Below are 21,053 nucleotides of genomic sequence, written 5' to 3' on the forward strand. Positions count from 1 at the left end.
GTCAGGCCGGCAGTAGGGCGCCTGCCGGGCCCAAGCCCAGGTCAGGCGCCGTCCTTTGTGCCCCTAGAAGAAGCCCAGCTTCTTCGGCGAGTACGACACCAGCAGGTTCTTGGTCTGCTGGTAGTGCTCCAGCATCATCCTGTGGTTCTCGCGCCCGATCCCCGACTGCTTGTATCCGCCGAACGCGGCGTGGGCCGGGTACGCGTGATAGCAGTTCGTCCAGACGCGGCCCGCCTGGATGGCGCGGCCCGCCCGGTACGCGGTGCTGGTGTCGCGGGTCCATACGCCGGCGCCGAGTCCGTACAGGGTGTCGTTGGCCGTGCTGATCGCGTCGTCGAAGTCCGAGAACGACGTGACGGCGACGACCGGGCCGAAGATCTCCTCCTGGAAGACCCGCATACGGTTGTCGCCCTCGAAGATCGTCGGCTGCACGTAGTAGCCGCCCGCGAGCTCGCCCTCGTACTCGATCCGCTTGCCGCCCGTGAGGATCTTCGCGCCCTCCTGCTGGCCGATGTCCAGGTACGAGAGGATCTTCTGGAGCTGGTCGTTGGAGGCCTGCGCGCCGATCATCGTGTCCGTGTCCAGCGGGTGGCCCGGCACGATCTGTTCGGTGCGGGCGATGCCCGCCTCCAGGAACTCGCCGTAGTGGCCGCGCTGGATCAGGGCCCGCGACGGGCAGGTGCAGACCTCGCCCTGGTTGAGGGCGAACATGGTGAAGCCTTCGAGGGCCTTGTCGCGGAAGTCGTCGTCGGCGGACCAGACGTCGTCGAAGAAGATGTTGGGCGACTTGCCGCCCAGTTCCAGCGTCACCGGCTTGATGTTCTCGGAGGCGTACTGCATGATCAGCCGCCCCGTCGTGGTCTCCCCGGTGAAGGCGATCTTCGCGACGCGCGGGCTGGAGGCCAGCGGCTTGCCGGCCTCCGCTCCGAAACCGTTGACGATGTTCACGACGCCCGCCGGAAGCAGGTCCGCCACCAGGCTCAGCCAGACGTGGATGGAAGCGGGAGTCTGCTCGGCCGGCTTGAGGACCACCGCGTTGCCCGCCGCGAGCGCCGGGGCCAGTTTCCAGGTGGCCATCAGGATGGGGAAGTTCCACGGGATGATCTGCGCGACGACGCCGAGCGGCTCGTGGAAGTGGTAGGCGACCGTGTCCTCGTCGAGCTGGCTCAGCGAACCCTCCTGGGCGCGCAACACCCCCGCGAAGTAGCGGAAGTGGTCGATGGCCAGCGGGATGTCCGCGGCGAGCGTCTCCCGTACCGGCTTGCCGTTCTCCCAGCTCTCGGCGACCGCGAGTTCCTCCAGGTGCGCCTCCATCCGGTCCGCGATCCGGTTCAGGACCGAGGCGCGGTCGCCCGCCGAGGTGGCGCCCCAGCCAGAAGCGGCGGCGTGGGCCGCGTCCAGGGCGCTCTCGACGTCCTCCGCGGTACCGCGGGCGATCTCCGTGAACGGGCGGCCGTTGACGGGGCTCGGATTCTCGAAGTACTGGCCGCGGGCCGGCGGTACGTACGCCCCACCGATCCAGTGGTCGTAGCGCGACTCGTACGAGACGATCGCGCCCTCGGTGCCCGGCGCAGCGTAACGGGTCATCTCTGTGGCCTCCCGGATCCGGGGCCGTCCGCCGTTGGGCGGCCCTCGGGGCGAGGCTAGGCAGCGCGACGTTGCAACCCCGTTGCGTACCGCGGAGGTGCTTCAGCGCTGTTCCGCGTCCAGCGTTCTGGCACGGGCCAGCAACGCCGGCCGCTGCGCCGCTGGTGCGGCCGCGGCCAGCGCCCGCCAGGCGGGGAGGTCGTCCTCGCCCCACGGGCTGGACGCCCAGTCCGTCAGCAGCCCCGGATCGCCGCGCGCGATCAGTGCCGCCCGCAGCGACTCGTTCAGCCAGTGCCGCAGCCGTACGACGGACGGTGACTGCGACCCCGGCAGCAAGGGGCCCGCGTAGGCGCTCAGCGCCGCCGCCACCGCGCCCGACGCAAGCCGCCGCGCGACGGTGTCGAAGTCCGCGTCGACGGGGGAGGCGAGACGGTAGGGGCGGGAGAGCAGCAGGCCGGGACCGAGCAGACGGCGCAGTCGGGAGAGTTCGGCCCGCAGCGTCACCGGGGTCACCGACTCGTCCTCGTACAGTTCGACCAGGAGTTCCTCGCCGCCGATGCCCTCGGGGCGCCGGGCCAGCGCCACCAGGATCTCGCTGTGCCGGCGGCTGAGACGGAGCGCCCGGCCGTCCACGATCAGCAGTGCCTCGTCCCTGCCGAGGGCGTTGAGCCGCACGGTCCCGGTGGACGGGGGCGGGGCGAGCAGAGCCAGTTGGGATTCGGCGGCACGCGCGACGGCCTGTACGAAGGCCAGGCTGTGCGGATGGGCGAGCCGGTTCCCTCCGGTGATGTCGACCGCGCCCAGCACGCGTCCGGTGTGCGGGTCGTGCAGTGGAGCGGCCGCGCACGTCCACTGCTGGACCGGTCGCATGAAGTGCTCGGCCGCGAAGACCTGGACGGGGCGGTCCACGGCGATGGCCGTCCCCGGCGCGTTGGTCCCGGCGACGGACTCCGCCCAACGGGCGCCCTCCACGAAGTTCATCCGCCCGGCCCGCCGTCGGGCCACCGCGTGCCCCTCGACCCACAGCAGCCTGCCGTGCGCGTCGCACACCGCCAGCAGGTGTTCCCCGTCCGTCGCGTACGCGCTCATCAGCTCCCGGATCACCGGCATGACACGAGCGAGCGGATGGGACTCCCGGTACGGTCCCACGTCGTCGGCGTCCAGATCCATCAGTGCCGCACCGTCCGGGCAGACGCGGGCCCGCGCCGAGCGCCGCCAGGACTCTCCGACCACGGGGCGGACCGGCCGCTCCAGGCGGCCGCCCGCGGTGAACACCTCGTGCGCGTGCCGCAGTTCGCCGAGCCGTTCACCGGGGTCCGCGTCGGTATCCAGGGCCAACCAGGGGTCCGTCAACTCACCCTCCCGTCCAGGGGCGCCGTACACCCCCATCGTCGTCGCAGCCGGCGTCTGCGACAAGCGTGGTGCGGAGAGTAATCGGAAGGGCGGGAACCGGCCTGGTTCAGACGGCGCCGAACAGATTGACGAGGCGGATGTAGCGGACCCAGTCCCAGTTCGGGCCCGGATCGGTGTGGTCGGTGCCGGGGGCCTCGACGTGGCCGAGAATGTGCGCACGGTCTTGGGCATGCCGTAGCGGTCGCAGACCGAGGCGGTCAGCAGCGCCAACTTCTCCGATGTGCGGCCGAGCGGCAGGCGGGCCCTACCGTGCGGGCGCGGCGCGGTTGACGGAGGACGGCAGATCCTCAAAGCCTCGTCGTGCAGGCGCTGTTCGGGGCTGTTCCGTCTGGTGTGGGCCGTAGGGCGGAACGCGACGCCGGGCGCCGGCGGGAGCGCTCGCCCCCGCCGGCCCGTGAGGTGTCGGCCGGACGTCGGTCATTCCGCGTCGTGCGTCATACGTCGGCCGTTACCGCCCCGGCCAGGGCCGCCGCAGGATCGTCGTCAGAGGGTCCTGCCGGTATCCACCGCCCGCTCTCCTTACGGTACGGATACCAGCGCCCGTCCCGGCCGTAGCGGAGCTGGACGGTGCCGTCCACCGACGTCCAGCGGTTCTGCTCGGCCCGCAGTCGGGGCGCCTCGTCCTCATCCCAGGCACTGGCGAGCTGAGTCCTGGCGCGGGCCAGCGACGCGGGATCCGGTGTCCACTCCTCGTCGAGCACGGAGAGTGCGGCGGTGCCGCCGTACTGCCAGGCACGCACCGCGGCCCGCAGACCGGCCGGCCCGCGCCCGGAACCGGCCGCCAGCCGGTTCGCGATCCACGGCTCCGGCCGTGCACCGGCGGCCAGCCGAACCGCGTCCTGCTCAGGGGTCAACGCGACGGGCACCGGCTGCAGTTCGTGGCCGGGCGTCAGTGCGTCGGCGAGCATCCGGTGGGCCCGCGCCGCGCTGTCCGTCGCCAGCATCTCCAGTGCTGTCGGGTCCACCCCGGGCTCCGGATCGGTCTCCGTGTCGAGCGACGGGGACGGACCGGCCTCGGCCGGAAGCTCCGGGGGTACGGGCAGCGGAGGCAGGCCGCCGGCCGCCGCGTACGCCTCCGCCGCCGGAACGCCACGCACGCCGCTGTCACCGGGCCCAGCGGGGGAGTCGTCGCCGGGGCCGGACGGTCCGTGCCCCACGGCCCGTGCGGTGATCCGCACCTGGAGTTCGTCCAGCAGCCGCCGCTCGCCGCGCCCCCGCATCAGCAGCAGGACGAACGGGTCCTGGTCCAGCAGCCGTGCCATCTGGTAGCAGAGGGCCGCCGTGTGCGGGCAGTGGTCCCACGCCTCGCAGGTGCATTCAGGATCGAGGTCGCCGATGGCCGGGAGCAGATCCACGCCGGCCGCGGAGGCGTCCTCGACCAGATGGGGCGGCATCTCACGGTCGAGCAGCGCCGCGATGTGCCCGGACCGCTCGACCGCCATGTCGAGGAACCGGTCCCAGTCCTCCTCGCTCAGCTCCTGGAGCAGTACATCGCTGCGGTACGCGCTCGCGTCCCGGCCCTGGACCACCGCGGTGATCCGGCCCGGCCGCACGGAGACCGCTCCGACCCGGCCCTCACGGGCGAACACGCGCCCCTTCTTGAGCTGCTGGTTGTCCAGCGCCGTGTCCTCCAGCGCCTTCAGCCATGCCAGGCCCCACCAGGACTGAGCGAAGCCGCGGCCGCTCGCGGGGGGAAGCGCGGCGAAGGTGCGTTCCTCCTCGGACGCGGAAGGCCCCGAGCGGCCCGAGGACGCCACGGCGTCCGGCTCCTCGCTCTCGTAGACGTCGGCGTAGTCGTCCCGACCGTAGTCGCCGGGTTCGTATCCCTCGCTCATCGTGCGCCCCCTCGAAGCTCCACCAGATCGGCCAGTTCCGCATCGCTGAGCTCGGTCAGGGCGCTCTCGCCGGAACCGAGCACCGCGTCCGCGAGGCCCTGCTTGCGGGCCAGCATGTCGGCGATCCGGTCCTCGATCGTGCCCTCCGCGATCAGCCGGTGCACCTGCACCGGCTGGGTCTGCCCGATGCGGTACGCGCGGTCGGTCGCCTGGGCCTCCACCGCGGGGTTCCACCAGCGGTCGAAGTGCACGACATGGCCCGCCCGGGTGAGGTTGAGCCCGGTACCGGCCGCCTTGAGCGACAGCAGGAAGACGGGAGCCTCGCCCGCCTGGAACCGGTTCACCATGGACTCCCGCGCGGCGACCGGTGTGCCGCCGTGCAGGAACTGGGTGCGCACCCCGCGCGCCGCGAGATGCTGTTCGAGGATCCGGGCCATCTGCACGTACTGGGTGAACACCAGGACGGCCGCGCCCTCCGCGAGAATGGTGTCCAGCAGCTCGTCGAGCAGTTCCAGCTTTCCGGAACGCCCGGTGATCTGCGGTTCCTCCTCCTTGAGGTACTGCGCCGGGTGGTTGCAGATCTGTTTGAGGGCGGTCAGCAGCTTCACCACCAGCCCCCGCCGGGCGATGCCGTCGGCGTCCGAGATCGCCGCCAGGGTCTCCCGTACCACCGCCTCGTACAGGCCCGTCTGCTCGACCGTCAGGGAGACCGTACGGTCCGTCTCCGTCTTCGGCGGCAGCTCCGGAGCGATGCCCGGATCGGACTTGCGCCGGCGCAGCAGGAACGGGCGCACCAGCGCACCGAGCCGCTCGGCCGCGGCCGGGTCGCTGCCGCCCTCCACGGCCCGCGCGTACCGGGTCCGGAAGGTGCCGAGGCGGCCCAGGAGGCCGGGGGTCGTCCAGTCGAGGATCGCCCACAGTTCGGAGAGGTTGTTCTCCACCGGAGTACCAGTGAGGGCGACCCGGGCCCGGGCGCCGATGGTGCGCAGCTGTCGGGCCGTTGCCGAGTACGGGTTCTTCACGTGCTGCGCCTCGTCGGCGACGACCATGCCCCACCGGGTGTCCGCGAGTTTCGGTGCGTCCAGCCGCATCGTGCCGTACGTGGTGAGGACGAACTCGCCGTCCGCCAGGTTCTCGAGGCTCCGTGAAGCACCGTGGAAGCGGCGCACCGGGGTACCCGGAGCGAACTTCTCGATCTCCCGCTGCCAGTTGCCCATCAGGGAGGTCGGACAGACCACGAGGGTGGGTCCGGCTGCCGAATCGAGGGTCTGCCGGTGCAGATGCAGTGCGATCAGGGTGATGGTCTTGCCGAGGCCCATGTCGTCGGCGAGACAGCCGCCGAGCCCGAGCGAGGTCATGGTGTGCAGCCAGTTCAGACCTCGGAGCTGGTAGTCGCGCAGGGTCGCGCTGAGCGCCGCCGGCTGATCGAGCGGTGGTTCCTCGTCGTGCGCCTGCCGGGACTCCGGATCGGCGACCCGCTGCCGCAGTGCCTCCAGCCAGCCGGTCGCCCGGACCTCGACCCGGCGGCCGCCGACCTCTGTGGAGCCGGTCAGTACCGCGCCGAGCGCGTCGATCGGCGTGACCTTGTGGTCCTGGGTGTCCCGGGCGCGACGCGCCTCGTCGGGATCGATCAGCACCCACTGGTCGCGCAGCCGCACCAGTGGGCGGCCCGCCTCGGCCAGCCGGTCGAGCTCGGCGCGGCTGAGCTTCTGGTCACCGAGCGCGAACCACCAGTCGAACGTGAGCAGCGCGTCCGCGGACAGGAGCGGTGCGGTCTCCGACGCGGTACGCACGGGGCCCCGGGGACCGTCCGGCCCGCCGTCGCTGTCCTCGTCGTTCGCGGGGCCGATCACCGCGCGCGCCGTGAGCTTGCGTACCAGCTCCCGGGGCCAGTGCACTTGTACGCCCGTCGCGGCAAGGGCCCGTGAGGCGGGGCCGAGCAGTTCGGTGATCTCGTCGTCGGCCGGCTCCACGGCGTCCGGGACGGCGGCGGACAGCAGCGGGGCCAGCGGCGGCCAGGCGCGCGCGGCCCGGCGCAGCATCAGCAGGGCGTCCATCCGGGCCCTCGGCCCGAGGGCGGCGGCGGCCGGCCCGCTGCCCGTCCAGATCGCGGCGGCGTCGGTGACCAGTGCCGGATCGCTGACGCTGTGGATCTGCGGAACCACACGGAAGGCCGGCCCGGACGCTGCCTCGGCACGGTCGAGGCCGGTCACCTCCACGCGCAGCGAGAGCCGCACGCCCGCGTCGTGCCCGGCCGCCACATCGGCGACCCAGGCACGCCGGCCGGGCAGCCGCTGCGGTGCGTCGGAGGCGAACGCCGGTCCACCGGTGGCGAGGGTGGCCGCGGGCGTACGCGGCAGTCCGTCTGCGACGGCATCGAGGAACGCCCTTACCAGCCACTCCGGTTCGGGGAGCAGCAGGGGATCGGCGGTCACATCCAGCGGCGCCGCATGGGCAGTTGGCGGCATGGACGCGGCCAGCGCCCGGATTCTGGTCTGGTCGTCCGCGGTGAGCGGCCCGGCCCGCCACGCGTCGTGATCCGTGGTGCTCAGTCCGGGCAACAGCAGGCCACGCGCGGTGAACTGAAGGGCCAACAGCGCCGCCGCTCCCCAGAACGAGGCCGCAGGTGAGGCCTGCGCGGAGCTTCGCGCACGGGTCAGGACCGGCAGGGCGTCCCGTACGGGAAGCAGCCGGGCCGGCACTTCGTACGGCACGGCGTCGGCGCCGGCCACGGTCAGGTCCTCGACGGTCCCGGGAGCGTCGGGCGGCCTGTTACCGTCAGGGCACCAGAAGGCGACGCGTCCCGTCCGGGAGGGATCCGCGGGCAGGAACACCACCGAACAGGCGGCGAGTGCGGAGATCTCGGAGAGCGTTGCTGCGGGGAGGCTGTGCACAGCGATGTCAGATTCCTCAAATTTGACTAGTGGGCCGAGGTCGCCGAGGGTACTCCATCCCCGACGTCGACGGGTCTAGTCGTCACGTGTTTCACATCACACACCTTTGTCCGGCATATCGGCCAGGTGTAGCCAGCACCCCTCCGGAGTGAGGGGGTTGGCACCAGGAAACCTCGGGTGGTGGCTCCATGGCTGCCATATATCTGCGACCCGTACGTTTCATCAGGTCAGCGCACCCCTCAAGACCGGAGACATCATGCCTCAGGCCGCAACCACCGTCGCGGAACGAACCCGCGACAGTGCCGGAAGTGCCGGAAGTACAGGAAGTGACTTCGCGCCACTGCTGCGGGCCGTGAAGGGGCAGGGGCTCCTCGAACGCCGCACCGGTTGGTACGCGGCAGGCATCGCCGTCAATCTGATCGCCCTGGGCTCCGTGATCACGGGGCTCGTCCTCCTCGGCAACACATGGTGGAGCCTGCTGCTCGCTCTGCCCCTCGCCGTCTTCTGGTCCCGCACCGCGTTCGTGGGGCACGACGCCGGTCACGCGCAGATATCCGGTGACCGCCGGGCCAGCCGGGCCATCGGTCTGGTGCACGCCAATCTGCTCCTCGGCATGAACGAGGCATGGTGGAACGACAAGCACGTACGCCACCACGCCAACCCCAACCACGTCGACAAGGACCCGGACGTCGGCGTCGGCGCCCTCGTCTGGACCCAGAAGCAGGCCGCGCAGCGTGAGGGCTTCGCCCGCTGGCTCACCCGCAACCAGGCCCGGCTGTTCTTCCCGATGCTGCTCCTGGAGGGCATCGCACTGAAGATCTCCGGCTTCCAGTACCTGCGACAGCAGCCCGCCCGGGAGCGTGCCCTCTCCGGCCTGCTGCTCGTCGCCCACCTCGGCCTGTACGCGGCGCTGCTGCTCGGCGTCATGTCGCCCGGAAAGGCCGTCGTCTTCGCGCTCGTGCACCACGCGCTCTTCGGCCTCCACCTGGGCATGGCCTTCGCCCCGAACCACAAGGGCATGGAGATGCCCGACCCCGACGGCGACCGCTGGGGTCACCTGCAGCGCCAGGTCCTCACCTCGCGCAACGTACGGGGCGCCGTCCTCACGGACTGGTTCCTGGGCGGGCTCAACTACCAGATCGAACACCATCTCTTCCCGAGCATGCCCCGCCCGCACCTGAGGCTGGCGCAGCCCCTGGTCAAGGCGCACTGCGAGGCGCTCGGCATGCCGTACGCGGAGACCGGACTCATCGAGTCCTACCGACAGGCGCTCGAGCACATGCACGAGGTCGGCGCACCGCTGAGGTGACCGTCGCGGACGAGTCCGGGGCAGGCTGGAACCGATGAGCACGCACAGGCGTTCTCACTGCAGGAGCGGCCACTGGCCGCGAAGGAGGCGTGGACGATGTCGAACAGCGCAAAGATCGCCATCGGGGGAGTAGTCGTCGCAGTCGTCCTGATGCCGTTCATCGGGTTCTGGCTGTCACTGCTGGTGCTCATCGGAGTCCCCGCTATCGCTTATCTGGCACTGGATCCGAGCCAGCGGCGCAGGCTCCGCAGGATCAGCCGCAAGGAGATCGGCCGCTGACGGGGCCGGCGGCCGGGTACCGCCCACTGACCGCACAGGTCCACGGCCCAGCCGGATCCGCGCCTGTGTGAATCGTGCACGGAGAAGGCCGGCAGGGACCGGGAGGCCCGGTCCCTGCCGGCCTCACGGCTGCCCGGCGGGCGTCAGCGGGCGGGCCGCAGCAACGGGGTGATGCGGTCCTCACCGATCCGGGCCCGGAGCTCCGGATCGGTGACCCCGAGTCCGGGCTTCGGTGCCAGTGACAGCACCCCCACCTTGCCGCTGTGGCCGTTGCGCTGCACCAGCCGGGCCGCCTCCGGAGCCTCGTCCAGGGTGTACGTCGCGGAGAGCGCCGGGCGGATGTGCCCCAGACTGAGCAGCCGCCCCACCGCCGCCTGCTCCTGAAGATTGGCCCCGTGGCTGCCGATCACCCGCTTGAGCCGCATCCACAGATACCGGTTGTCGAACTCGTGCCGGTAGCCGGTGCTCGAACCACAGGTGACCACGGTCCCGCCGCGCCTGACCACGAACACCGACAGGCCGAACGTCGCCCGGCCGACATGCTCGAAGACGATGTGCGGATCCTCGCCCACCGCCTCCCTGATCAGCTGCCCCAGCCTCCTGCCGGCCACCGCGGGATCAGCGGGCGGCTCACTGCCGGTCAGACCGATCTCCGACCGGTCGATGACCGCGTGACAGCCCAGCGCCAGCGCCTGCCGCGCCTTCTCCTCGCTGCTGACCACGCCCACGGCGATGCCCCCTCCGTTGCGGACGAACTGTGTCGCGTACGCCCCGAGGCCCCCGGCCGCACCCCAGATCAGCACCACATCGCCCTGCGTCATCCGGGCCCCGCGGTCACTGACGAGCATCCGGTAGGCGGTCCCCGCGCAGAGCGGGTTGCACGCCGCCTCCTCCCAGGTGAGATGGGCCGGCTTGGGCAGCAGCTGGCTGGTGTGCACCACGCCGTAGTGGGCCAGACCGCCGAAGTTCGTCTCGAACCCCCAGGCCAGCTGGGACTCGCCGAGCATCCCGTCCGCGTGCGTCGCCGGTTCCTCCGGATCCGCGTACACGGGACTGACGACCACCTCGTCGCCCACGCGCCAGCGCCGCACCCCCGACCCGGCACGGACGATCACGCCCGCCGCGTCCGAGCCGATCACATGGAACGGCCGGTCGTGACGGGCGGCCCAGCCGCCCTGCCGGCCCAGCGCCCGCAGAAAGGCGAACGTCGGCACCGGCTCGAACATGGCCGACCAGACCGTGTTGTAGTTGATGCCGCTGGCCATCACCGCCACCAGCACCTCGTCGGGGGCGAGTTCGGGCATGGGCACGCTCCCCACGCGCAGCGACCCGCGTACGTCGTGGTCAGCCGACCCGGCGAACATGCCGACGTCCTCGGCCCGCAGATGCACGGCCGTGAACTCCGCCGGGACCGGCAGACGCTCCAGCTCCTGTGCGGTGGCTCCGGCCAGGACTGCCTCGGCGAGCGCATCCATGAAGTTCCTCCCGATCGCGGCACGGCCGAACCGCGGCCCGGCCGGGCCGCAGCGGTCCACAGCGTGCGGGTGCCTCTCGTGGGCCCACAAGGGAACCGGCGCCAATTCACGGGGATCGCGCACCCGCGCCCTCGGCCGTTGTCACATCCCGACAGCCCCCGCGCCCGGCGCGCGACGCCTGTCATCCGAGTGAGGACACCCACCGCCGAACCGCGCGTCCGGTGAGTGGAGGTGTGCCGAAGCGGCTCAGTAGCGTCCGGGGCAGCCGCTCTGACCCACGGAAGGTGAAGACCGTCATGGCACAGTCGCACACGGCAGCCGGACCCCACGACATCCCCGGTGAGCGCATGAGCAGCACCGACCGGGCCCTCGTCGGGGTCTTCGTCGGCGTCCCGTTCCTCGCGGTGATCGCGTCGGTGGTCGTCTTCTGGGGGTGGGGCGTCAGCTGGCACGATCTGGTGATCGGCGCCGTGATGTACGCGGTGGCGGTGCACGGCATCACCATCGGCTACCACAGGCTCTTCACCCACAAGGCCTTCAAGGCCACCCGATCCCTCAAGATCGCACTCGCGGTCGCCGGCACCCTGGCCGTCGAGGGTGACGTCATCACCTGGTGCGCCGACCACCGCCGCCACCACCGGTTCGCGGACCGGCCCGGCGACCCGCACTCGCCGTGGCGCTTCGGCACCTCGGTGCGGGCACTGGTCAAGGGCATGGTCTGGGCCCATATCGGCTGGACGTTCAACAACAGGAAGACCGACTGCCGCAAGTACGTACCCGATCTGCTCGCCGACCGGGACCTGGTGCGGGTCGGGCGTTGGCAGCCGCTGATCGTGCTGTTCTCCTTCGGCGCACCCGCCCTCGCGGGCGGGCTGTGGGGCGAGGGGACCTGGGACACCGCCGCGGCATGGTCCGCGTTCTTCTGGGCGGGGCTCGTCCGCGTCGGACTGCTCCACCACGTCACCTGGTCGATCAACTCCATCTGCCACATCAGCGGCGCCCGGCCGTTCCGCTCGCACGACAGGTCCGGCAACGTGTGGTGGCTGGCCCCCGTATCCGGCGGCGAGTCCTGGCACAACCTGCACCACGCCGACCCCACCTCAGCCCGGCACGGGGTGCTGCGCGGCCAGGTGGACAGCAGCGCCCGGCTGATCCGCTGGTTCGAGCAGCTGTCCTGGGCCAGGGACGTCCGCTGGCCGGACGAGCGCCGGCTCGCCGCCAGGACGGTCGGGACGCAAGGCCCGCCGGTCCGCTGAGGCACGGACCCGCGGGCCTTCTCGGCGCACGGTTCGCCGGGGCTCAGTCGTTGAGGCCGAGCCCCGCGGCCAGTGTCGGCCACGACGCCCTGAACTCGCCCTGCCAGGAGGACCAGGCATGGGATCCGCCGGTGTAGAAGTGCACCTGGGCGGGAATCGCGAGGTTCGCGAGACGGTTCGCGAAGCCGTGCGCCTGGAGCCACAGCGTGCCCTCGAGGACGGCGCCCTCCAGATTGCCGAAGTCGGCGCTCGGTATCCCACTGCCCTGCGATACGTACAGCCGGGTGCCGGCGAGCCGCGCCGCCTGCGCCGCCGGATTGTGCGCGTTCCAGATGCTCCGGTTGAGGATCGGACTGCCCCAGAGCAGCGAGGGAAGCTGGAGCTCGCGGGCGACGATGGCGTTCACCACCGTGGGCATGCCGAGCGCCGTCGTGTCCAGGATTCCGCTGTACGAGGCCGCCGCACCGAACGTCCCCGGATGCCGGGCGGCGAACGCGAGAGCGCCGTACCCCCCGGTGGACACCCCGGCGACGGCACGCGTCGCCCCCGCCCGGTAGTTGCGCCTCAGAAGCTGCATCACCTCCTCGACCTGGAAGGTCTCGTAGTCCGGGGCGGTGGAACTCCCGTAGTTCCACCACGCGGTGGGGATCCCCGTGGGCCCGGACGACGGCATGACCGTGATGACGTCCTTGTCCGCGAGGAACTGCTCCACGTCCGTCTCCCTGCTCCACGACGTGTAGTCGTCGTGCGCGCCCTGCAGGAGGTACAGCACCGGCCAGGTGCGGTCGGGCTGTGCGTCGAAGCCGGCCGGCAGCACGACCCGCACCGGCAGCGATCTCCCGGCCGCTGGGGAGTCGACGGTCAGATCGACGGTGCGTGCGTCGATCCGGGTCTCGGCGGTGACGCGCGCGCCGTCATCGGCGGCGACCGCCGCCCGCACGGTCGCTGGAGCACCGGAAGCCGTCGACGTGCCGACGACGCCTCCCGTCGCCAACAGCACGGTCGCCGCTGCGAGCGCGGCGTACTTGGCGCGGGCGCGCGGAGCCCGGCGGGGCCGTGGGCGTTGCACGGATCGGGGCATGGCAGAACCTCGTCTCGTTCGGGTGTGTGTCAGGGGCCGGGCAGACGTGGATGGTCATCGGTGCGGAAGGTCGCGGGCGAGGAGCCCCGCGAGGACGTCGACGACCGGCGGGTCGAGCAGCGAAAGATGGTGGCCGGGCAGCGGGGCGACGGTCAGGTCCGCGCAGTGCGCGTCCCATCCCAGCGCCTCGTCGTCCCGCTCGTAGCGGGCATCGCGGACCGTGTGCGGAGCGCGTTCGGACGCGCGGTAGAGCAGGGTCCGTCCGTCGTAGCGGCGCGGCGTGTGGCGCTCGCCGCTGCGCAGGTCGAGGTACGAGGTCCGCTGGTGCTCCAGAACGGCCGGTGGCAGATCGACGACCTGCTCCAAGAGCTTGATGACCAGACCGACCTGACCGGAGTCGTCGTACCGGGCCAGCTCCTCGTACGGAAGGCGCAACGGCTCCCCGTACGTGCGCTCGACGAAAGCGGCGAAGCCCGCGAAACGGCGGCGCGCCTCCTCGGCAGGCGTCGCGGCGTCCGGCGGCGCGGGAAGCGGGAGCACCGAGTCGAGCAGGACGAGAGCCCCGACCTCGCCGTGCGCCGAGAGCAGCCGGGCGGTCTCCTGGGCGAGCAGCCCGCCGTAGGACCACCCGCCGACCACCCACGGGCCGTCCGGGCGCACCTCGCGGATGCGCCGGGCGAACTCGGCGGCCCGCCCCGGTACGTCGTCGGGGCCGTCCAGCCGGTCGAGGCCGAGCACCGGCCGGCTGCCGTCCAACCGTGCGGCCAGTCGCCCGTACACGTCCGACGAACCGCCGGCCGCGTGGGCGAGGAAGAGCGGGGCCAGTGGCCCCGTGCCCGGGAAGGTACGCAGCCGGCCCGGCGTTCCCGATACGGTCCCCGTCCCGTCCGCGACGGGCGTGCCGTCCCGCAGCCGCGCCTGTCCCGAGGACCCCTCCAGCAGGGCGGCCACCCCTCGCAGGGTCCCCTGCCGCAACAGCACACCCGGCTCCACCACCGTGTCGAACTCCTGCTCCACCACGGTTCGCACGCGTACCGCGGTCAGCGAGTCGAGGCCGAGCTCGGTGAGTGGGGTGTCCGGGTCGATGCGGTCCGGGGCGTACCCCATGACCGCGGCGACGCAGTGCCGTAGCCGGTCGATGACACCGGTCCCTCGCGGCAGTGACACGGGCCGCGGCGGCTCGGTCCCGGGCGAGACCTGCTCACCGGCCCAGAAGCGGCGATGGCGCCACAGGGGTCCCGGCACGTCGACGATGCGGCCGCCCGGGTTGAGCCCTTCGCGGGCACCTGCCACGGGGACGCCGTGCACCAGAAGGGAGGCGAGGGACGAGCGGAAGGCCAGTGCGTCGTCGGTGTTCTTGCGGAGCGTCGGCACAACGAGGAAGCCGTCGGCGGCGTCGTCCCCCGCGCCCAGCGCGTGTGTCAGCGTGTCCATCAGTGGACGCAGCTGGGTCGGATGGGGCGAGACCTCGACGAACACCCGGTGGCCGTCCTCGGCCGCCGCCCGCACCGCCTGTTCGAAGCGGACCGGCTGCCGGAGGTTGGCCACCCAGTAGCGGGCATCGCAGCCGACGCCGGATCGGGGGTCGTCCAGGACGGTGGAGTAGCGGGGACAGCGGGGCGGCGTGTGGCGGACGGTACCCAGTTCCCGGGCCAGCTCGTCGAGCAGCGGCTCGACCGCGGGGGAGTGCCCGGCCGCGGTGACGCCCAGCGAGCGCGCGAACCCGCCCTCACCGGTGACCCGCGCCATGAGCCCGGCGACATCCGCGGCCGACCCGGTCACCACGCTCTGCACGGGGGAGGCGTGCACCGCGACCCGTACCGTGGGGAACTCTACTGCCAGACCGGCTACTTGGTCGCCGGACCGGTCCACCACGGCCATCGCGCCGCCCGACAACCCGGCCAGCAGCCGCGAACGCACGGCGATGACATGGGCTCCGGTCTCCTCGTCCAGGGCTCCGGCCACCACCGCCGCGGCCACCTCGCCCATCGAATGACCGATGACGGCGCCGGGCTCCACGCCGTAGGAACGCCACAGCTCGGCCAGGGCGACCTGCACGGCGTAGAGCACCGGCATCACGGTGTCCGGGGCCGGCAGTTCGGCGTCCGCACGCAGCAGATCGTGCAGCGACAACCCGCAGTGTTCGCGCAGCAGCCCGGCCATGCGCTCGACGGCCGCGGCGAACACCGGTTCCGATGCGAGGAGTTCACGCCCCATGCCTGGCCACTGCGAGCCGTAGCCGGAGAAGACCCACACCGGACCGGTGCCGCCGCCCGACCGGCGTGCCGGACCGGTGCCGGTGACCAGCCGCGTATCGGCCCGGCCCGTCGCGTACCGCTCCAGAGCCGTGACGATGTCCTCACGGCCACGGGCGACGACCGCCGCCCGGTGCCGGCCGCGGCCGGTGCGCCCGGCCAGGGTGCGGGCGAGATCGGCAGGGCGTACCGGTCTGCTCGCCGGTGTGCCGAGCCAGTGGGCCAGTTCGCCCGCGTAGGAACGCACCCGGTCCTCGGCCGGTCCGTCCAGGAGCAGCAGCGCGGGGCGGGCGCCACCGCCGGTCGGGGCGGCCGCCGTTGGTGGCGCGGGCCGGTACTCGGCGAGCGCGACATGCGCGTTCGTTCCGCCGAAGCCGAACGCGGAGACCCCCGCCGTGGCCGTTCCCGAGTAGCGCGGCCAGGGTTCGGGCTGGGTGACGACCCGCAGCCCGAGCCCGTCCAGGTCGGCATGCGGACCCGGCTCCCGGAAGTGCAGCTGGGCCGGGATCTCACCGTGGTGCAGGGCCAGCACGGTCTTGATCAGACCGGTGATCCCGGCGGCCGCCTCCAGATGGCCGAGGTTCGTCTTGACGGAGCCGATGAGCAGTGGCCGGTCCGCGTCCCGCCCGCGGCCCGCCCCGAGCGCCGCGCCGAGCGCACCCGCCTCGATCGGGTCGCCGAGCGCGGTTCCTGTGCCGTGCGCCTCCACGTAGTCGACGGCGAGGGGCTCGGCATGGGTCCGCGCCAGCAGTGTGCGCTGGGCATCGGCCCGGGGCGCCGTGAGCCCGTTGGAGCGGCCGTCGGAGTTGACCCCCGTGGAACTGATCACGGCGAGCACCCGGTCACCGTCACGCTCGGCGTCCGCCAGCCGCTTCAGTACGACGACCCCACACCCCTCCCCGCGTACGATCCCGTCGGCCGCGGCGTCGAACGCCTTGCAGCGCCCGTCGGCCGCCAGCGCCCCGGCCCGCTGGAAGCCGAGCGTGACCGCCGGCGAGAGCAGCAGATTGACGCCTGCGGCCAGTGCGGTGTCGCTCTCGTGGTCGGTCAGGCTGCGCACCGCGTGGTGGACCGCGACGAGCGAGGAGGAGCACGCGGTGTCGAGCGAGAGGCTCGGACCCCGCAGATCCAGCGCGTACGAGAGCCGGCCCGACGCCACACTCAGGGCCGATCCCGGCGCCGTCCAGGCGTCCACCGCCGCCGGATCCGCTGCGGTGAGACGGGCGTACTCATTGCCACTGATGCCCACGAACACCCCGGTGCGGGTCCCCGCGAGCGAGGCGGCAGGGACCGCCGCGTGGTCGAGTGCCTCCCGGGTCACCTCCAGCAGGATGCGCTGCTGGGGATCCATCGCGGTCGCCTCGTGCGCTCCGATCCCGAAGAACTCCGCGTCGAACCCCGCGACCGCGTCCACGCCACCGTGGGTTCGTGACCCGGGCGTTGCCGTCGGCCGCGCCCGGGTGCCGAGGAATCCGCCGTGCCTGCTCATGTCGTCCGGCAGCCCCTGCGATCCGGGACGCAGGAACGGTGCCCAGCGTCCGTCGGGCACGGTTCCCACCGCGTCACGCCCCTCGCGCAGCAGCTCCCAGAAGCCGGCCGGGGAGGTCACACCGCCGGGCAGCCGGCAACCCGCCCCGATCACCGCGACCGCCGTCCCGCCCCCCGGCACCTCAAGTGCCGCGGTGGGCCCGGGTGGTTGGACGCCCCTGTCGGGTTCGCCATGGACCAGCCGGTCCAGCAGGGCGCCGAGCGTCGGCTCCTCCCAGAGCAGGGTGGCCGGAAGCCGTGTGGCTGTCAGCTCACCGATCGCCGCCGTCAGCGCCACGGCGTCACGGGAGGTGAGGCCCAGCTCGGCGAAGGGCCGGTCGTCGGTGACGTCCGTCGGCTCCAGCCCGTACCAGGCGCAGAGCCGGCCGACCACCGTCCCCCGCAGATCCGCCTCCCTCATCGCTCACCACCCGTACGCATCTCGTCCGACGGGCCGAATCCGCCGTCCAGCAGACGGGCGCGGGTGGCCGCCCGGGCCACCTTGCCGCTGGTCGTCCTCGGCACGGCCCCCGGCTCCACCAGCAACAGCCGCTCCAGCCGTAGTCCGTGCCGGGCGGATACCGCGGCGCGCGCCGAACGCACCGCCTCACCCACCGTCGAGGTGGACGGTTCGCCACCCCTGCGGTACTCCGCCACCACCACCAGTTCCTCGCCCCCGCCGTCCGCCCGGGGTACGCCGAACGCGGCCAGACGGTCCCTGCGCACCACGTCGACGGCGCGCTGCACCGACTCCTCGATGTCCTGCGGATAGTGGTTGCGCCCGTCGACCACGATCAGGTCCTTGAGCCGGCCGGTCACGAGCAGTCGCCCCTCGTGCAGCGCCCCCAGGTCCCCCGTGCGCAGCCAGCCGCCCCGCCCGTCGGCCGACCCGGGCGGAAGGAAACCGAACACCTCCGACGAGAGCCCGGCCCGTTTCCAGTAGCCGGGCCCGATGTTGGGCCCCCGCAACAGGATCTCGCCGACCAGATCCGGTCCGAGCCGTACGCCCGTGGCCGGGTCCGCCACGCACAGCTCCTGACCGGCCGGTGTACCGCAGTCGACGAGAGAAGCGGCCGGCCGACCGGAGCCGGCGTCCTGGATCCGGCCCTCGGCCAGGGCGGCGGCGTCGCAGCTGATGGTGGACGGTGCCTCGGTGTACGTGTCCGTCGTCACGAACACCGTGGCCTCGGCCAGCCCGTACGCCGGGCAGTGCGCACCCGCAGCGAGGCCCGAGGGACCGAAGGCCCGATCGAAGCGCTGCACGGTGGCGGTGCGCACCGGCTCGCTGCCGTTGATGAGCACCTTGACCCGGTCCAGCCGGAGTTCGTCCCGCTGGGCCTCGTCCGTCCGCGTCACGCAGTAGTCGTACGCGAAGTTGGGGGCGGCGCTGATCGTCCCCGGGTACGAACCGAGCAGCCGCAGCCAGCGGGCCGGGTCCTCCAGGAACGCCACCGGGTCCATCAGGACGGAGGGAAAACCACCGACCACGGGTGCGGCGACGCTCAGCACCAGGCCCATGTCGTGGAAGAGCGGCAGCCAGCCGACCGTAGTACTGGTCGAGGCACCGGCGCCGAACGCGGCGATGGCCTGGCGTGCGTTCGCCACCACGTTGGCGTGGGTGATCATGACGCCGGCCGGATCGCGTGTGGAACCCGATGTGTACTGGAGATACGCGATGTCGTCGGGCGCGGGCCGGACCGGGGGCGCGGCGTCCGCCGGCGCCGGATCGCCCGCCCGGTCCACACACAGCAACGGCAGCGCCGGCAGGTGCCGGTCCGCGGTGAACTCCGCCACGGCCGGGGCGGTCGCCGTATCGGTGATCGCGCAGGCGGCTTCGCAGTCCGCCAGCACGGAGGCCAGCCGGCCCTCGTGACCGGGCAGTCCGGGGGCGAACAGGGGGACGGCGATGACCCCCGCGTAGAGGCAGCCGAGGAACGCGGCGGCGTAGTCGAGGCCTTGCGGCAGCAGGAGAGCCGCTCGGTCACCCGGGGACGCCAGGGCGCCGACCCGGGCGGCCACCGCCCGTGCCCGGGCGTCCAGCGCCCGCCAGCCGAGCGTGTGGTGCAGGCCCGCGGAGGCCGGGTCGGGGAACTCCACGTAGGTGAAGGCGCGCTGGTGCGCACGCCGGGAGGCCCAGTGCCTGAGGTGGTCGGTGAGCAGGGGGCCCGTGGGGGGTTCGACGGCGTTCATGGCGGCTCCAACTGGTCAGGTTGCGTCGGGGCGGTGGAGCGGGGCGGTCACTCCGGGGGCGCGCGGCGGGGGCGGCGACTTCGGTGGCGCACGACGGGGCGTCGCTTCGGTGCCGCACGGTGCTGTTCATTTCGGTGGTGCACGGCAGGGGTGCGACCGCGGGGACGATGCACCAGGGTCTTCCGCGAAATGACCCACGAGTAAGACGGGTTGCTGACAGACCGTCCGGTGCTGTCTGTCACTTGGGTGACAAGACCTCCGGAGCGGTCTGCCGGCCGTGGCCGCAGAAGCGCGGCCCGGTCCGGGGCCTCTTGTGACGCCATGACAAAACGTCCGCGCCGGACTGTGGCTCCGCTGACTATCGACGTCGTGTTACTTGTCCGTAACTTCACGGCTGCCGGAGGAGAGCCCTCCCGACACCGAGGAGCACGCCTTGCGTCCACCATCGAACAGGAACCGGAAGAAGAGCCTCGCCCTGGTCGCGGCGGCCGCCCTGGCGGGTGCGGGCCTCGGCCTGCCGGCCGCGGCCGCGGGTGCCGCGGAACCGGCCGCCGCGGCCGCCACCTGCGATGCCACGGACAGCCGGATCTATCAGGTACCCGATGCGGTACCCGGCCGGCCGGGCAGCGTCATCGCCTGTCGGCGGACCACCCTGCCGGAGGTCCCCGGCAACATCCCCCAGCAGGCGTGGAAGGTCCAGTACAGCACCACGGACAACGCGGGCGGGCCCGCCGCCGTCTCCGGCACCGTCGTGGTGCCGGAGGCCGCCTGGAAGGGACCCGGCACCCGCCCCATCGTCGCGTTCAACCCCGGCACCCTGGGCCTCGGTTCACAGTGCGCCTTCTCCAAACAGCTCGCCGGGGCGTTCCAGGACGAGTACGAGGGTGACAACATCGCGGCCCTCCTGAAAGCGGGTTACGCGGTCGCGGCCACCGACGGGCCGGGCTACCTGGACGGGCAGACCCACCCCTACGTCTCCGGTGCGGACGCCGGACACGCGCTGCTCGACATCGCCCGCTCGGCCCCGGAACTTCCGGGCAGCGGCCTGGACGCCGGGGCGAAGGTCGGCCTGTGGGGATACTCCGAGGGAGGCGCCGCCAGCCTGTGGGCCGCACAGCTCGCCGCCTCCTACGCACCCGGGCTCGACGTCGTCGGTGACGCGTCCGGGGGAGTGCCGGGCGATCTGAAGGTCGTCGCCAAGGGGCTGAACGGTGGCGCCTTCGCGGGCTTCCTGGTCGACGCGGTGGTCGGACTGGCCGCATCGCACCCCGCCATGCCGCTCGACGAACTGCTCAACGACCGGGGCAGGGACACCGTCAAGAAGGCCAAGTCCCTCTGCCTGGTGGGCACTGTCTCCGCACTGGCCCTTCAGAAGCTGGAGAACAACACCGAGGGCGGGCTCGGGCTGGACCGGATCTACGCACTGAAGGGAACGGACGGCAGGACCTGGGGCCAGGTCATCGACGACCAGAAGCTCGGTGTCGACATCGGCCGCAAGGGATCGGGTGCCCGCCACGAGGTCGGCTTCCCGGTCCTGCAGTACCGCGGCCTCGCCGAGGAGGTGATCCCGACCGCTACGCAGGACGCTACCCGCAGGGCCTACTGCTCGGCCGGGATCGCCACGCGGTGGAAGCTCTACCCCGGCGAGCACCTGACCACCGACCAACTCGCCGTGAGCGACACCGTCGGCTGGCTGGGGGACCGGTTCAAGGGCAGGCCCGAGTTCGGCAACTGCCTGCTGCCGTAACCGGATCCGTCCCGCACCCCGCCCCGGCCGGAAACCGACCGACGAGCCGCACGATCGGCGTGCCCGGCCGGATGAGCGCTGTCGGCGGCGGTGGGAGAAGAGTTAAAAGCCCGCCGCCAAGCAGGGCGCGCCCCCCCTGGGCCACCCACCCCCCCGCGGGTATATAACACAAACCCACAATAGAAAACCCCCCGCCCCTCAAACA

General features: G+C 72.3%; 12 protein-coding genes and 1 pseudogene. 4 read left to right on the forward strand and 9 right to left on the reverse strand.

Annotated elements, in window-relative coordinates:
- Window positions 1-63 precede the first annotated feature (63 nt).
- From ACFVJX_RS01710 to ACFVJX_RS01730, 5 genes and pseudogenes are all read right to left on the reverse strand, one after another.
- A complete protein-coding gene (locus ACFVJX_RS01710) occupies window positions 64-1,587 on the reverse strand; it encodes an aldehyde dehydrogenase family protein (protein ID WP_384126753.1) in 1,524 nt (507 codons plus the stop codon).
- Window positions 1,588-1,689: 102 nt separating this feature from the next.
- Window positions 1,690-2,940 carry a GAF domain-containing protein gene (locus tag ACFVJX_RS01715; RefSeq protein ID WP_384126755.1) on the reverse strand — a complete coding sequence of 417 codons (1,251 nt, stop codon included), beginning with the start codon at window positions 2,938-2,940 and terminating at the stop codon, window positions 1,690-1,692.
- 106 nt (window positions 2,941-3,046) lie between these two features.
- Window positions 3,047-3,216: pseudogene (locus ACFVJX_RS01720) on the reverse strand (N-acetylmuramoyl-L-alanine amidase); the annotation flags it as partial.
- Between the two features lie 218 nt (window positions 3,217-3,434).
- Complete coding sequence (locus tag ACFVJX_RS01725) at window positions 3,435-4,835, reverse strand: SWF or SNF family helicase (protein WP_384126756.1); 1,401 nt, start codon at window positions 4,833-4,835, stop codon at window positions 3,435-3,437.
- Window positions 4,832-7,729 (reverse strand): DEAD/DEAH box helicase, encoded by a 2,898-nt coding sequence (locus ACFVJX_RS01730; RefSeq protein WP_384126757.1) that lies wholly within the window; start codon window positions 7,727-7,729, stop codon window positions 4,832-4,834. Before ACFVJX_RS01730 ends, ACFVJX_RS01725 begins: the two co-directional genes overlap by 4 nt.
- A gap of 256 nt (window positions 7,730-7,985) precedes the next feature.
- Between ACFVJX_RS01730 and ACFVJX_RS01735 the strand changes: the two genes are divergently transcribed.
- The gene (locus ACFVJX_RS01735) at window positions 7,986-9,038 is read left to right on the forward strand and encodes a fatty acid desaturase family protein (RefSeq protein WP_384126759.1); all 1,053 of its coding nucleotides are present in this window, start codon (window positions 7,986-7,988) and stop codon (window positions 9,036-9,038) included.
- A gap of 96 nt (window positions 9,039-9,134) precedes the next feature.
- Window positions 9,135-9,317, forward strand: coding sequence for a hypothetical protein (locus ACFVJX_RS01740; RefSeq protein ID WP_024489709.1), 183 nt, complete (start codon window positions 9,135-9,137; stop codon window positions 9,315-9,317).
- Between the two features lie 143 nt (window positions 9,318-9,460).
- Here ACFVJX_RS01740 and ccrA read toward each other — a convergent pair whose 3' ends face one another.
- On the reverse strand, window positions 9,461-10,792 hold the full coding sequence (gene ccrA, locus ACFVJX_RS01745; RefSeq protein ID WP_384126761.1) for a crotonyl-CoA carboxylase/reductase: 1,332 nt from the start codon (window positions 10,790-10,792) through the stop codon (window positions 9,461-9,463).
- Window positions 10,793-11,088: 296 nt separating this feature from the next.
- Here ccrA and ACFVJX_RS01750 point away from each other — a divergent pair, with 296 nt between their 5' ends.
- Window positions 11,089-12,048 (forward strand): acyl-CoA desaturase, encoded by a 960-nt coding sequence (locus ACFVJX_RS01750; RefSeq protein WP_384126763.1) that lies wholly within the window; start codon window positions 11,089-11,091, stop codon window positions 12,046-12,048.
- 43 nt (window positions 12,049-12,091) lie between these two features.
- Here ACFVJX_RS01750 and ACFVJX_RS01755 read toward each other — a convergent pair whose 3' ends face one another.
- From ACFVJX_RS01755 to ACFVJX_RS01765, 3 genes are read right to left on the reverse strand one after another with little or no spacing between them, the layout of a single operon-like run.
- Entirely contained in the window at window positions 12,092-13,129 is a 1,038-nt protein-coding gene (locus tag ACFVJX_RS01755) for an alpha/beta hydrolase (RefSeq protein ID WP_384126765.1), read from the reverse strand.
- 54 nt (window positions 13,130-13,183) lie between these two features.
- Window positions 13,184-17,332, reverse strand: coding sequence for an acyltransferase domain-containing protein (locus tag ACFVJX_RS01760; RefSeq protein ID WP_384126767.1), 4,149 nt, complete (start codon window positions 17,330-17,332; stop codon window positions 13,184-13,186).
- The gene (locus ACFVJX_RS01765) at window positions 17,329-19,101 is read right to left on the reverse strand and encodes a fatty acyl-AMP ligase (RefSeq protein ID WP_384126769.1); all 1,773 of its coding nucleotides are present in this window, start codon (window positions 19,099-19,101) and stop codon (window positions 17,329-17,331) included. The genes ACFVJX_RS01760 and ACFVJX_RS01765 overlap by 4 nt, the downstream gene beginning before the upstream one ends.
- A 433-nt stretch (window positions 19,102-19,534) precedes the next feature.
- On the opposite strand from ACFVJX_RS01765, the gene ACFVJX_RS01770 reads away from it, so the two are divergent.
- Window positions 19,535-20,848, forward strand: a complete 1,314-nt coding sequence (locus ACFVJX_RS01770; protein WP_384126771.1) for a lipase family protein — start codon at window positions 19,535-19,537, stop codon at window positions 20,846-20,848.
- Window positions 20,849-21,053: the final 205 nt, after the last annotated feature.

The sequence above is a fragment of the Streptomyces sp. NPDC127177 genome, from assembly GCF_042672475.1.
Classification (GTDB): Bacteria; Actinomycetota; Actinomycetes; order Streptomycetales; family Streptomycetaceae; genus Streptomyces.

Bases quoted from the DNA above. Each gene is read 5' to 3' on its own strand.
- ACFVJX_RS01710 (WP_384126753.1), bottom strand. From the start codon at position 1,587: ATGACCCGTTACGCTGCGCCGGGCACCGAGGGCGCGATCGTCTCGTAC.
- ACFVJX_RS01750 (WP_384126763.1), top strand. From the start codon at position 11,089: ATGGCACAGTCGCACACGGCAGCCGGACCCCACGACATCCCCGGTGAG.
- ACFVJX_RS01725 (WP_384126756.1), bottom strand. From the start codon at position 4,835: ATGAGCGAGGGATACGAACCCGGCGACTACGGTCGGGACGACTACGCC.
- ACFVJX_RS01760 (WP_384126767.1), bottom strand. From the start codon at position 17,332: ATGAGGGAGGCGGATCTGCGGGGGACGGTGGTCGGCCGGCTCTGCGCC.
- ACFVJX_RS01735 (WP_384126759.1), top strand. From the start codon at position 7,986: ATGCCTCAGGCCGCAACCACCGTCGCGGAACGAACCCGCGACAGTGCC.
- ACFVJX_RS01755 (WP_384126765.1), bottom strand. From the start codon at position 13,129: ATGCCCCGATCCGTGCAACGCCCACGGCCCCGCCGGGCTCCGCGCGCC.
- ACFVJX_RS01765 (WP_384126769.1), bottom strand. From the start codon at position 19,101: ATGAACGCCGTCGAACCCCCCACGGGCCCCCTGCTCACCGACCACCTC.
- ccrA (WP_384126761.1), bottom strand. From the start codon at position 10,792: ATGGATGCGCTCGCCGAGGCAGTCCTGGCCGGAGCCACCGCACAGGAG.
- ACFVJX_RS01740 (WP_024489709.1), top strand. From the start codon at position 9,135: ATGTCGAACAGCGCAAAGATCGCCATCGGGGGAGTAGTCGTCGCAGTC.